The sequence below is a fragment of the Hydrogenophaga sp. RAC07 genome (genome assembly GCF_001713375.1).
GTDB lineage: Bacteria > Pseudomonadota > Gammaproteobacteria > Burkholderiales > Burkholderiaceae_C > Hydrogenophaga.
The window spans coordinates 2,145,337-2,158,114 of the sequence record NZ_CP016449.1 but is presented as its reverse complement, the minus strand read 5'-3'; the positions used below and the strand labels follow the sequence as shown (position 1 = coordinate 2,158,114).

Genomic DNA, 12,778 nt, shown 5'->3' with positions numbered 1-12,778 from the left:
GCCCGTGATTTTGATGTTGTTGTGCAAACCGCAGCAAATTAAGATTTGTCCACACACCAAGGAGACAAGCATGCAGCTGCCGGACCCATCGTCCACCCGCCACCCGGGACCCGCGCCCTATTTGCGCATTGCCACCGAAGAGGCGTTTGCCCCGCCCGAGATGCTGGAGATCTACCGGCGCATCCTCAGCGGCGCCAACGTGGACCCCGGCTTCCGGGGTCTGATGGGCTTTTACATGAGCAGCCCGAGCGAGCGCGCCCAGCACATCATGCGGTGCCTGACCGACATGGACGCACTGCGGCTGAAGCACATGGACGACTGTGGCGTGGACATGCAGGTGCTCGCGCTGACGTCGCCGGGCGTGCAGGTCATGGACAAGGCCACCGCGGTGTCGTTCGCCCGCATTGCCAACGACTACCTGGCCGACGCAATCCGCCGCCACCCGACGCGCTTCGCCGGCATGATCGCCGTGGCGCCGCAAGACCCGCAGGCCGCGGCCAAGGAAATCGAGCGCGGCGTGAGCCAGCTCGGCATGAACGCCGTGGTGATCAACTCGCACACCCAGGGCGAATACCTGTCGGACACCAAGTTCTGGGACATCTTCGCCGCCGCCGAAGCCCACGACGCGCCGATTTACCTGCACCCCAATTCGTTGCCACCGGGCATGTACGAGCCCTTTATGGAAGCCGGGCTGGACGGCGCGATCTATGGCTTTGGCGTGGAGACCGGTTTGCATGCCTTGCGCATCATCACGGCAGGTGTCTTCGATCGCTTTCCCAAGCTGCGCCTGATCCTGGGTCACATGGGCGAGGCCTTGCCGTTCTGGGCTTACCGGCTGGACTACATGCACCGCGCCACGGTGAAGTCGCAGCGCTACGACAGCGTGAAACCGCTGCGCCGCCAGCCCAGCGACTACCTGCGCGAAAACGTGTACATCACCAACAGCGGCGTGGCGTGGGAGCCGGCCATCAAGTTCAGTCAGGATTTCCTGGGCGCCGACCGCGTGCTCTATGCGATGGACTACCCTTACCAGCACGCGGTGGATGAGGTGATCGCGCTGGATGGCATGACCATGAGCCCCGAGCACAAGAAGCGCTTTTTCCAGACGAACGCAGAGACCGTGTTCAAGATCCCTCCGCGCTGAGCGATCCGGTTTTCTTTCAACAACAGAGACATCCCAGGAGACAAAACATGAAAACAACGTCGCTCAAACTGATGGCCGGACTGGTGCTGCTGGCCGGTTCGCTGGGTCTGCAGGCGCAGACCTGGCCCAGCCAGCCCATCAAGATCATCGTGCCGTTCACACCCGGCACCGGCATGGACACCATTGCCCGCGCCGTCGGCCCACGCCTGAGCGAACGGCTCGGCCAACCGGTGATCGTGCAGAACACGCCCGGCGCCAGCGGCAACATCGGCGCCGATGCGGTGGCCAAGTCGAACCCGGACGGCCACACCCTGTTGATGGGCGCCAACACCATGTTGATGGCCTCGCAGATCTACAAGAACGTGCCGTTTGACCCGGTGAAGGACTTCTCGTCGGTGTCCCTGGCCGCCTGGGGCACGCTGATGTTGGTCGCCAATCCCAAGACCAACCTGCGCACGATGTCCGAGCTCGTGACAGCGGCCAAGGCCAAGCCGGGATCGGTCACGTTCGGCTCGCCAGGCGTCGGCACGCCGCACCACATGGCCATGGAGCTGTTCAAGGCCCGCACCGGCCTGTTCATGCTGCACGTGCCCTACCGTGGCACCGCCGGTTACACCAACGATCTGCTGGGCGGCGAAATCATGGTGGGCTTTCTGCCAGTGCACATTGCGCAGGGCTTCGTGAAGGCCGGCCGGCTCAACGCACTGGCCGTCGGCAGTCCGAAGCGGCACCCGGTGGCGCCCGAGGTGGCCACCTTCGGCGAGCTGGGCGTGAAGGACGTGGAAGTCGACCTCTGGTACGCCTTCTTCTCCCCTTCCAAGACGCCCGCGCCGGTGGTGAGCAAGCTCAACACCGAGATCGCCACCATCATGCGTTTGCCCGAAATCAAGGACTTGCTGGGCCGTGCCGGCATGGACGCCGCCGCTTCCACCACCGACGAACTCACCGCCCTGGTCGCCAAGGACTACCCGCGCTGGGGCGATGTGATCCGGCGCAACGGCGTCAAGCCCGAGTGAGGGCGGGGTCATGACCCAGCCCCGTGTGGCCGTGGTGGGCGGCGGCATCGCCGGCCTGTCGCTGGCGTTGAATCTGCACCAGCGGGGCATGGCCTGCGACGTGTACGAGAGCGTGCCCGAAGTGCGCGAACTCGGCGTGGGCATCACCTTGCTGCCCCACGCCATGCGTGAACTCGCCGCGCTGGGACTGCAGCCCGCGCTGGAAGCGGTGGGCATCGAAAACCTGGAGAGCGTGTTCTTCAACCGCTTCGGTCAGTACATCTACCGCGAACCGCGTGGGCGCCACGCGGGTTACGCCGTCCCCGAAATCGGCATCCACCGCGGCAAGTTGCACCGTATCCTGTTCGACGCGGCCCTGCAGCGCCTGGGGGCCGAGCGCATCCACACGGGACACCGCTGCACGCACGTCACGCAAGACGCCCTTGGCGCAACGGTGCATTTCACCGATGCCCAGGGCGCGGCCCGCGAGCCGGTGCAGGCCGACATCGTGGTGGCCTGCGACGGCATCCATTCGGCCGTGCGCAAGCAGTTCCACCCCCAGGACAAGCTGGCCTTCGCCGGCATCAACACTTGGCGCGGCGTGACCCGCCACAAGCCCATCCTGGGCGGCAAGAGTTACATGCGCGTGGGTTCCATCAAGACCGGCAAGATGGTGATTTACCCCATCGTGGACAACGTGGACGGGCAGGGCAACCAGCTCATCAACTGGATGGCCGAGATCCAGCGACCGGGCGACGCCATGAACGACTGGAACCAGGGCGGCCAGGTGAACGACTTCGTGGGCATCTTTGAAGACTGGCGGTTCGACTGGCTGGATGTGCCTGCGCTGATCCGCGGCGCGGAGCAGGTGCTGGAGTACCCGATGGTGGACAAGGATCCGCTGGACCAGTGGACGTTTGGCCGCGTGACCTTGATGGGTGATGCCGCGCACCCCATGTACCCGCGGGGTTCGAACGGTTCGGCCCAGGCCCTGATCGATGCCCGCACCCTGGCCACCGAACTGGCGCGCCAACCCGACGCTGTTGCCGCGCTGAACGCCTACGAAGCCCAGCGACGCGAGGCCACCAGCCGGGTGGTGCAGACCAACCGCAACGTGCCGCCCGACTTCATCAACATCAAGGTGGACGAACTCAGTGGCGACAAACCGTTTCGCCACATCGACGACCTCATCAGCCAGGCCGAACTGCGAGAGATTTCCGACAGCTACAAGAAGATCGCCGGCTTTTCGCTCGAAGCCCTGAAGAGCTGAGGGTGGGCAAGACCCCATTGCAAACAATGGCTTGAAAGCCCGCGCGTCAGCTCCATGTAGGACGTAGTCACCTTTCCGGGAGTACCCCTCATGCGAATCGACAAGTTCACCACCAAATTCCAGGAAGCGCTGAGCGAGGCGCAGACCCTGGCGCTGGGCGCCGACCACGCCTACATCGAGCCATCCCACCTGCTCCTGGCCCTGCTGCGCCAGGCCGATGGCCCGCAATCGCTGCTGCAGCGCGCGGGTGTCAATGTGCCTGGCCTGGCCAAGGCTGCCGAAGCGGCCGTCAAGCGCCTGCCCGAGGTGCAGGGGCAAGACCAGGTCCAAGTGGGGCAGGAGTTGGGCAAGCTGTTGCAGGCCACCGAAAAGGAGGCCATCAAACGCGGTGACCAGTTCATCGCCAGCGAGCTCTTTCTGCTCGCCGTGGCCGACAGCAAGGGTGAGCTGGGTCGACTGGCCAACGAAAACGGCTTGAACCGCAAGAGCCTGGAGAGCGCCATCACCGCGGTGCGCGGCGGCCAGAACATGGACAGCCCCGAGGCCGAAGGCCAGCGCGAGGCGCTGAAGAAATACACCATGGACCTCACCGAGCGCGCCCGCCTGGGCAAGCTTGACCCGGTGATTGGCCGCGACGACGAGATCCGCCGCGCCATCCAGGTGCTGCAACGCCGCACCAAGAACAACCCGGTGCTCATTGGTGAACCCGGCGTCGGCAAGACCGCCATCGTCGAAGGCCTGGCACAGCGCATCGTCGCGGGCGAGGTGCCCGATTCGCTCAAGGGCAAGCGCGTGCTCAGCCTCGACATGGCGGCGCTGCTGGCCGGTGCGAAGTTCCGGGGCGAGTTCGAGGAACGCCTCAAGACCGTGCTGAATGAACTGGCGAAAGACGAAGGCCAGACCATCGTCTTCATCGACGAGCTGCACACCATGGTGGGCGCCGGCAAGGCCGAAGGCGCGATGGACGCGGGCAACATGCTCAAGCCGGCGCTGGCGCGTGGTGAACTGCACTGCGTGGGCGCGACCACGCTGGACGAATACCGCAAGTACATCGAGAAAGACGCTGCGCTGGAGCGCCGCTTCCAGAAGATCCTGGTGGGTGAGCCGAGTGTCGAGGCGACCATCGCCATCCTGCGCGGCCTGCAGGAAAAATACGAGGTGCACCATGGCGTGCAGATCACCGACCCGGCCATCGTGGCCGCGGCCGAGCTCAGCCACCGCTACATCACCGACCGGTTCCTGCCCGACAAGGCGATCGACCTGATCGACGAAGCCGCGTCCAAGATCAAGATCGAACTCGACTCCAAGCCCGAGGTGATGGACCGGCTCGACCGCCGCCTGATCCAGCTGCAGATCGAGCGCGAAGCCGTGCGCCGCGAGAAGGACGAAGCCTCGCAAAAACGCTTTGGCCTGATCGAGGAAGAGATCGCCCGCCTGACCAAGGAGATCTCGGACTACGACGAGATCTGGAAGGCGGAAAAGGCGGCAGCGCTCGGATCGAAGGACGTGATGGAAGAGATGGACCGCATCCGCTCGCAGATCAAGACCTTCACCGACAAGGGCGACTTCAACAAGGTCGCCGAGCTGCAGTACGGCAAGCTGCCCGAGCTGGAGAAGCGCCTGAAAGACGCGCAGGCCGCCGAGTCGGGCAAGGCGCTCAACAAGGACGGCAAGGGCCGCCCGCAGCTGCTGCGCACGCAAGTGGGTGCGGAAGAAATCGCCGAAGTGGTGGCGCGCGCCACCGGCATCCCGGTGAGCAAGCTCATGCAGGGTGAGCGCGACAAGCTGCTGATGATGGAAGGCAAGTTGCACGAGCGTGTGGTCGGCCAGGACGAGGCCATCGGCGCCGTGGCCAACGCCATCCGCCGCTCGCGCTCGGGCCTGTCCGATCCGAACCGCCCGACCGGCTCCTTCCTGTTCCTCGGCCCCACCGGCGTGGGCAAGACCGAGCTGTGCAAGGCGTTGGCCGGTTTCCTGTTCGACAGCGAAGACCACCTGGTGCGCATCGACATGAGCGAGTTCATGGAGAAACACTCCGTGGCGCGGCTCATCGGCGCGCCGCCCGGCTACGTGGGTTACGAGGAGGGCGGTTACCTCACCGAAGCCGTGCGCCGCAAGCCCTACAGCGTGCTGCTGCTCGACGAGGTGGAGAAAGCCCACCCCGACGTCTTCAACGTGTTGCTGCAGGTGCTCGACGACGGTCGCCTGACCGACGGCCAGGGCCGCACCGTGGACTTCAAGAACACCGTCATCGTCATGACGAGCAACATCGGCTCGCACATGATCCAGGCCATGGTTGGAGAGCCGTACGAAGACGTGAAGGAAGCGGTGTGGGGTGAGCTCAAGAACCATTTCCGACCGGAGTTCTTGAACCGCATCGACGAGACGGTGGTGTTCCACGCGCTGGACGCGCAGCACATCGAGTCGATCGCCGCGATCCAGCTCAAGGTGCTCGAAGCACGCCTGGCCAAGATGGACCTGCACTTGCAGGTGTCGCCGGCGGCCCTGGCCGAACTGGCCAAGGTCGGCTTCGACCCGGTGTTCGGCGCGCGGCCCCTGAAGCGCGCCATCCAGCAGCGCATCGAGAACCCGCTCTCGAAGTTCTTGCTCGAAGGCCGTTACCCGCCGAAGTCGGCGATTCCGGTGAACGTGGACCCGGTGCAGAACCCGGGCGTGTTCCAGTTCGGCGACGCGGTGGCCGAGGCCTGAGCCGGCATCGGGAAGGTGCAGCCCCATCCGTCGGGATGGGGCTGCGCCTCTACCCGACCAAGGTTGCCAGTCCTATCATGGCGCCATGACCCAGATACCCCCGACCCTTCCCCTGCGCGCGCTGTTTGACGCGCAGCACAGCGCCAGCCGTCAGCAGATCGACGTGCCGCTGGCCTTGCGCCGGGACCGCCTGGGGCGGTTGAAGAACCTGATCGACCAGCACGGGGCCGCGTTGTCCGAGGCGGTGCAGGCCGACTTCGGCGTGCGCTCGCGCCAGCTCACCGAGGTGGCCGACCTCTTTGTCCTGCGCGCGGCCATCGGACAGCTCCACAAGGAACTGCCGCACTGGATGAAAACCCGCCGCGTGGCCACGCCGCTGTACCTGCAGCCCGCCAGTGCGCACATCCAGCGCCAGCCGTTGGGGGTGGTCGGCGTCATCGGCCCCTGGAATTACCCGCTGCAGCTCAACCTGGGCCCGGCCGCCACCGCGCTGGCTGCGGGCAACCGCGTGATGCTCAAACCCAGCGAACTCACACCCCACAGTTCGGCGCTCATGGCCTCGCTGGTGCAGGGCGCGTTTTCGGCCGACGAGTTCAGCGTGGTGCTCGGTGGCGCCGACGTGGCCCACGATTTCGCCTGCCTGCCGTTCGACCACCTGTTCTTCACCGGCTCCACCGCCGTGGGCCGCAAAGTCGCCGCAGCCGCTGCGGCCAACCTCACGCCCACCACGCTGGAGCTGGGTGGCAAGTCGCCCTGCATCGTGGACGCGTCGTGCAACCTGGACGAGGCAGCGGTCAAGATCGCCCACGGCAAGCTGCTCAATGCGGGGCAGACCTGCATCGCACCCGACTATGTGTTGCTGCCGCGCGGCCAGGAAGCCGCGTTCGAACGTGCCTACACCGCCTCCGTGGCCCGCCTGTTCCCCACCATCGCCGGCAACCCCGACTACGCCGCCATCGTGAGTGACCGCCACCAGGCCCGCCTGCAGGCTCTGCTGAACGAAGCCAACGCCCTGGGGGCTCGTGTGGTGGATGTGGCGCCCCCGGCAAGCACCAACGAATCCGGCTCGGCGCGCCAGATGAAACCCACCCTGGTGTTCAACCCCAGCCCGGGCTTGAAGCTGATGGATGAAGAAATCTTCGGCCCCATCCTGCCGGTGGTGGTGTACGACGCCCTGGACGAAGCCATCCGCTACATCAACGCGCGCCCGCGGCCGCTGGCGCTCTACTGGTTTGGCACCGACACCGCCGCGCGCGACCGGGTCATGGCCAACACGGTGAGCGGCGGCGTGAGCGTCAACGACACGCTGATGCACGTGGCCCACGAAGGCCTGCCGTTCGGCGGCGTGGGTGAGAGTGGCTGGGGCGCGTACCACGGCGAAACCGGGTTCCTGCGGTTCACCCAGCAAAAGCCCGTTCTGGTGCAGTCACGCTTCTCCATGGGGCATTTGTTCTACCCACCCTACGGTCGGCGCTTCGACCAGATCATGGGCTTGCTCAAGCGCTGGTTGTGAACCGCGCCTGAGCGCGTTCAGGCGCTGGCCTGCGCGTCGTCGTCGGCTTCGGGCAGAAACAGGGCGCCTGTCTTTTGCAGATAACCCTTTTCCATCAGGCCATAGGCCAGCTCCGAGACATCGGCGCCCAGCAGCAGCGACAACTCTTGTTCGCTGCGCCGGCCGTTGGCCATGAGCAGCAAGGTGTGGACCTCCCGGCCCACGGCATCGGGGCGTGACAGGGCCTCCCATGCCATGGCGGTTTTGGCGTAGCGCCGAATACTTCCCATTCTTGTGTTCCCTGAAGCCTGAGCAAAGGCAGTGACAGCCTCGCTTGCATGTTGCATGCCAGATGTGACACGACGTTGACGCTCCGGCGTCTGGCCCGGGGATTTCGCCACCGGACGGCCCGGTTGACCGTTCAGGGAGCGATAAGGGCCTTATCTCCGCGCTGGCATGCTTCCGATCGGCGGCACGGGTATAACCGTGACTTGTCTCACACCCCGACCGAGCGGCCGACTTCCGCAACCAGGCGATGACAGTACCCCCCAGATTGTTGCAACAGTGCCTTGCCGAGGCCCTTGAAGACGCCCCCGCGATGCTGGGGCGTTGCATCGACGCGGCCGTGGTCGGCCTGCAAGAGGCCGAAAAACAATGCATGGACGTGGCCCAGCGCGACCGCCTGGCCACCGCCTGGTGGCGCATGCGCCAGGAAAAAGAGGGCTGGGTGGCCGACTACCCGCAACGCTTGCGCGAAGCCTTTGCCGTGCCCACCGATGCGCCCACCTCGTCCCGCACCACATTGCTGAGCGAATCGGCCTACCTCTCGCTGGTGGAAGACGACACCGTCACCGAATCGATTGAATCCGCCCGCTTGCTGCAGAGCCTGCTGCCCCCGCTGGAGCAGGAGCTCAAGGTGCTGGATGCGCTCATGAGCTCGCTGCAGGGCCTGGCCACCGTGCAGGCCGACATGAACCCACTGCGTCCCGCGGTGTTTGTGCGGGCGCTGCGCGAGATGATGGCGCTGGACGAATCCGACTCGCAGCTGCGCGCACTCTGGCTGCGCCACTGCGGCAAGGCCATCGGCCATGAACTCAAAGGGCTCTATGCCCGCCTGACGCTGGTGCTGCAACGCGCCAACGTGCAGGAAGCGGGCTACCGCGTGCGCCTGCTGGCCGAAGCGCCGGGTGCGGCGTCGCGGTCGGCCGCCAGCTCGGCGCGTGCGGCCCGCGGCGCCGGCCCGGCGGCCACCGAATGGAACCCCTCGGGCCAGGCGCCTCTGGAATACCGGGGCGACAGCACGGGCGAGGCGCACTTTGGTGATTTCGTGCCCGACATGCCGCAGTTGGCCCGCCTGCAGACGCCGGTGGACAACCAGTACCTGCACAACTTCCTGGAGCGGGGTGGCCAGCGTTACGAGCAGTCGCTCGCGCCGGAGTACTACGAGCAGGTGAGCGAGGAGCTCGCGGCCATCGAGGCCTTTGCCGCCATCCCCACGCTCGACGAGTCGATGGTGGTGCAACGCAGCCAGCAGTACAAGGCGCTGCCGGTGGTGGACCGTCCCGCGCGCGCGGTGGACATCGGCACCCAGCTCAGCCAGAAGACCTGGGGCGACTTTGCCGCCGCCCACGAGCGCGCCCGCGTGCTCATGCAGCTCAAGCAGAAGGCCGAACGCGTGGCGCAGGCCATGGGCCTGGACGTGGTGCGCAAGCTGGTCAACCAGGTCGCGCAAGATCCGCTGCTGCTGGCGCCGGTGCGCGAAGCGGTGGTGGCGCTGGAGCCTTCGCTGTTGCGCCTGGCCATGGCCAACCCGCGTTTCTTCAGCGAAGACGCCCACCCGGCGCGCCGCCTGGTGGAGTGCGTGGCACAACGCAGTTTCCGGTACAACGACGAGTTCGCCAGCGAGTTCGCCGAGTTCTTCGGTCCGGTGCAGCAGGCGTTCAATGCGCTCAACGAGCTGGAGACCGAGGACCCGCAGGCCTTTGCCATCGCGCTGGACGAGCTGCTGCAGGAGTGGGAAACCCAGGACCGCGACGACGAGGCCGCCAAAGGCAGCAACCTGCAGGCGATCCGTCACGCCGAAGCGCGCCAGACGCTCGCCGACCAGGTGGCGTGGGATCTGAGCCAGCGCCCCGATGTGGACCACGCGCCGGGCTTCATCCTCGATTTCCTCTACGGCCCGTGGGCGCTCGCCATCGCTTCGGCCCAGCTCAATGCGCCGCGCGGTGAGACCGATCCGGGCGGTTACCGCAAGGTGGTGTCCAACCTGCTCTGGAGCACCAAGAAAGAAGTCACGCTGCGCCTGCCGTCCCAGTTGCTGGAGATGGTGCCCGGCATGCTCAAGACGCTGCACGCCGGCCTGGAGTCGCTGGGCAAAACGCGCGACGAGACCAAACCGTTCTTCGACGCGCTCATGCGCCTGCACCAACCGGTGCTGGGTCTGCGGCGCGCGCGCGCCAGGGCCGATGCGAGCGCCTCGGATCCGGTGCCGCTGGACACCTCGTCCATGTCGATGGAGCTGGACGAAACCTTGCCGGCCACGCCCGAACAACGCAAACCGCGCAAGGCAGCCCAGCCCTGGCTCGGACGCGTGGAGCTGGAAGCGGCGGGCTTCGAGGACACCTTGCCCACCGATTTCTCCGAGCTCACCGAGGGCCGAGCCGCCGGTGGTGCCGAGCAGGCCGTGGTGTCGAGCTTCAGCGAAGCGGAGAGCGAAGAGGACATTCCGTTCGACGCCATAACCCTGCTCGCCGGCCTGCGCGAAGGCGACTGGGTCGACCTGTACTCGCACCGCGAATGGCTGCGTGCGCAGCTGATCTGGGCCAGCACGCGCGGCACGCTGTTCATGTTTGTGAGCCGGGGCGGCCGTCCGCACTCCATGACCAAGCGCAGCTGCGAACGGCTGATCGCCAACCGCCTGCTGCGCCCGGTGGACGGCCAGAGCGTGGTACGCAAGGCCATCGAGGCCATTGCGGCCGATCAGGCCCGCATCGAAGACGCTGTGGCCGCCTGAGGTCTGGCCTGGCTCCGGGCCAGCAGCCGGGTGGGCGGCAAGCCCATGGCCGACTTGAACATGGCTGAAAACGCGCTCTCGCTCGCATAACCACTGGCCTGCGCCACGCGACCCACCGACACACCGCGCGCCAGCATGGGCATGGCGTGCGCCAGCACCACCTGCTGGCGCCAGCGCGCAAAGCTCGTGCCCAGCTCGTCGCGAAACAGCCGCGCCAGCGTGCGTTCGCTCGCGCCCGCATGCGCCGCCCAGGCTGCCAGCGTGGCATGTTGGGCCGGCGACTGCATCACGGCCTCGCACAGGTTGCGCAGCCGGCGGTCGCCACCGCTGGCACTCGGCATGGGCACGCCCAGCGGTTGGGTGTCGGCGAGCTCCATTTCGTGCAGCAGCAAAGTCAGCAGTGCACGCTCGGCGTCCGGCGTGGGTGGCTGGGGCCGGTCCAGCGTGTGCACGAGTTCGCGCAGCAGGGGCGAGACCACCATCACGCGCGACTGGGTCCAGTGCGCCGGCACGGCACCCTCGTCGATGTAGAGCGTGAGCAAATGGGCAGCCTCGACGATGGTCACCGCGTGGCGTGCACCCGGCGGTATCCACACGGCGCGCGAGGGCGGCACGATGGTGGTGGTCTCGGGTGCCTGCAGCACCGTCACCTGCATCAGGCCGCTGGTGCAGTAGGCCAATTGGCCCCAGGCGTGGTTGTGGGGCTCGAACTGGTTGTCGCTGTCGATCTGGCGCGCCCGGCACCGCACCGGGTGCTCTGGCGTGGGACGGTAGGGATCGGTGTCGCCCAGCGGCAGGGCGCGAGGGGCAGGGCGGCGGCGAGCAGGCGGCATGGCGGAGGAGCTTGGCTGGTTTGCGATGAATCTTGTCGTTCCATCGCCATTTTGCATGCCCCTGGCGCCGTACGATCACCTGCATGAACACAGCTGCCCTGGGTGCCCTTGCGCCCGCCAATCCCGTTCCCCTCAAGCAGGACGCCACCGTCATCGGCTTGGTGGGCCTGGCGCACGCCACATCACACTTTTCCCACCTGCTGCTCGCACCGCTGTTTCCGGTGTTCATTCGCGATTTTGGTCTGAGCTATTCCGATGTCGGGCTTTTGATGAGCCTGTTCTTTGTCATTTCGGGAAGCGGCCAGGCACTCTCGGGTTTCCTGGTGGACCGCATCGGCGCGCGGCCGGTGCTGTTCGCTGCCATCAGCTGCTTTTTGCTGGCAGCGCTGGCCGCTTCGCAGGCCACCGGCTACACCGGCCTGGTGCTGGTGGCCATGCTGGCCGGCCTGGGCAACGCGCCGTTTCACCCGGCCGACTTCACCATCCTCAACCAGCGCGTGTCCACGCCCCGGCTGGGCCATGCCTTCAGTGCTCATGGTCTCACCGGCAACCTCGGCTGGGCGCTGGCGCCGGCGTTTCTGATCGGCATCACCGCGCTGTCCGATTGGCGAACCGCTTACCTGGGTGCGGCGTTGTTGTACGTCGTTGTGCTGGCGGTGCTGTTCTGGCAACGCGACAAGCTGCTGACCGAGGTGGTGGTCCGCCACGCCGATGCGCCCCGGGGAGGCGATCTGGCCTTTCTCAAGCTGCCGGTGGTGTGGTGGTGCTTCGCGTTCTTTCTGCTCTCCACCATGACGCTGGCCGTCGTGCAGACCTTCGCACCGTCCATTCTCAACGTGGTGCACGGTGTGAGCGTGGAGATGGCCACATTGACCATCAGCGCCTACATGCTGTGCTCGGCGCTGGGCATGCTGGTGGGCGGTTTTGTGGCGGCCTATGGCCAGAGCCATCGCTGGTCCAGCGACCGTGTGGTGGCCATCGCCATGACCGGGGGTGCGTTGCTGCTGCTGGTGTGCGCCACCGGTTGGCTCGGTGCCGTGGGCACCATGGTGGCGCTGGCCGCCACCGGTTTCGCCGTGGGCGTGGGCGGGCCCAGCCGCGACATGATGATCAAGAAGGCGACCCCCAAAGGCGCCACCGGCCGTGTGTATGGCACGGTGTACTCGGGACTCGATGTGGGCTTTGCCCTGTCGCCGCTGATCTTCGGCCTGACCATGGACCGCGGCTGGTACGGGCTTACGCTGGCGGGAGCCGCGCTGGTGTTGATGGTCTCGGTGTATGCTGCGGTGGGCGTGGGCCAGCGCACGGCAGCGGGGCGCTAG

At 66.4% G+C, this 12,778-nt stretch carries 9 protein-coding genes; 7 read left to right on the top strand and 2 right to left on the bottom strand.

Annotation, left to right across the window (positions count from 1 at the left end; genetic code table 11):
• Positions 1 to 70: 70 nt before the first annotated feature.
• The 5 genes from BSY239_RS10100 to BSY239_RS10080 all read left to right on the top strand — a co-directional run bounded on the left by BSY239_RS10100 (position 71) and on the right by BSY239_RS10080 (position 7,631).
• Entirely contained in the window at positions 71 to 1,144 is a 1,074-nt protein-coding gene (locus BSY239_RS10100) for an amidohydrolase family protein (RefSeq protein WP_069046741.1), read from the top strand.
• 47 nt (positions 1,145 to 1,191) lie between these two features.
• Positions 1,192 to 2,160: a Bug family tripartite tricarboxylate transporter substrate binding protein gene (locus tag BSY239_RS10095; protein WP_069046740.1), complete on the top strand. Its 969-nt coding sequence runs from the start codon at positions 1,192 to 1,194 to the stop codon at positions 2,158 to 2,160.
• A gap of 10 nt (positions 2,161 to 2,170) precedes the next feature.
• A complete protein-coding gene (locus tag BSY239_RS10090; RefSeq protein ID WP_069046739.1) occupies positions 2,171 to 3,409 on the top strand; it encodes a flavin-dependent oxidoreductase in 1,239 nt (412 codons plus the stop codon).
• 90 nt (positions 3,410 to 3,499) lie between these two features.
• Complete coding sequence (gene clpB / locus BSY239_RS10085; protein ID WP_069046738.1) at positions 3,500 to 6,118, top strand: ATP-dependent chaperone ClpB; 2,619 nt, start codon at positions 3,500 to 3,502, stop codon at positions 6,116 to 6,118.
• 85 nt (positions 6,119 to 6,203) lie between these two features.
• Complete coding sequence (locus BSY239_RS10080; RefSeq protein ID WP_069046737.1) at positions 6,204 to 7,631, top strand: coniferyl aldehyde dehydrogenase; 1,428 nt, start codon at positions 6,204 to 6,206, stop codon at positions 7,629 to 7,631.
• A 17-nt stretch (positions 7,632 to 7,648) separates the two neighbouring features.
• Here the strand turns inward: BSY239_RS10080 and BSY239_RS10075 are convergent, their stop codons facing one another.
• Positions 7,649 to 7,900 (bottom strand): hypothetical protein, encoded by a 252-nt coding sequence (locus tag BSY239_RS10075; protein WP_069046736.1) that lies wholly within the window; start codon positions 7,898 to 7,900, stop codon positions 7,649 to 7,651.
• Between the two features lie 245 nt (positions 7,901 to 8,145).
• Here BSY239_RS10075 and BSY239_RS10070 point away from each other — a divergent pair, with 245 nt between their 5' ends.
• Positions 8,146 to 10,623, top strand: coding sequence for a DUF1631 family protein (locus BSY239_RS10070; protein ID WP_069046735.1), 2,478 nt, complete (start codon positions 8,146 to 8,148; stop codon positions 10,621 to 10,623).
• Here the strand turns inward: BSY239_RS10070 and BSY239_RS10065 are convergent.
• Positions 10,590 to 11,456, bottom strand: a complete 867-nt coding sequence (locus tag BSY239_RS10065) for an AraC family transcriptional regulator (protein WP_083239908.1) — start codon at positions 11,454 to 11,456, stop codon at positions 10,590 to 10,592. The two genes, BSY239_RS10070 and BSY239_RS10065, sit on opposite strands and share 34 nt — an antisense overlap.
• 83 nt (positions 11,457 to 11,539) lie before the next feature.
• Here BSY239_RS10065 and BSY239_RS10060 point away from each other — a divergent pair, with 83 nt between their 5' ends.
• Positions 11,540 to 12,778, top strand: a complete 1,239-nt coding sequence (locus BSY239_RS10060; RefSeq protein ID WP_069046734.1) for an MFS transporter — start codon at positions 11,540 to 11,542, stop codon at positions 12,776 to 12,778.

What these genes read in the sequence shown, in the direction of transcription:
- BSY239_RS10100 (WP_069046741.1), top strand. Translation starts at nt 71, where the DNA reads ATGCAGCTGCCGGACCCATCGTCCACCCGCCACCCGGGACCCGCGCCC.
- BSY239_RS10095 (WP_069046740.1), top strand. Translation starts at nt 1,192, where the DNA reads ATGAAAACAACGTCGCTCAAACTGATGGCCGGACTGGTGCTGCTGGCC.
- BSY239_RS10090 (WP_069046739.1), top strand. Translation starts at nt 2,171, where the DNA reads ATGACCCAGCCCCGTGTGGCCGTGGTGGGCGGCGGCATCGCCGGCCTG.
- clpB (WP_069046738.1), top strand. Translation starts at nt 3,500, where the DNA reads ATGCGAATCGACAAGTTCACCACCAAATTCCAGGAAGCGCTGAGCGAG.
- BSY239_RS10080 (WP_069046737.1), top strand. Translation starts at nt 6,204, where the DNA reads ATGACCCAGATACCCCCGACCCTTCCCCTGCGCGCGCTGTTTGACGCG.
- BSY239_RS10075 (WP_069046736.1), bottom strand. Translation starts at nt 7,900, where the DNA reads ATGGGAAGTATTCGGCGCTACGCCAAAACCGCCATGGCATGGGAGGCC.
- BSY239_RS10070 (WP_069046735.1), top strand. Translation starts at nt 8,146, where the DNA reads ATGACAGTACCCCCCAGATTGTTGCAACAGTGCCTTGCCGAGGCCCTT.
- BSY239_RS10065 (WP_083239908.1), bottom strand. Translation starts at nt 11,456, where the DNA reads ATGCCGCCTGCTCGCCGCCGCCCTGCCCCTCGCGCCCTGCCGCTGGGC.
- BSY239_RS10060 (WP_069046734.1), top strand. Translation starts at nt 11,540, where the DNA reads ATGAACACAGCTGCCCTGGGTGCCCTTGCGCCCGCCAATCCCGTTCCC.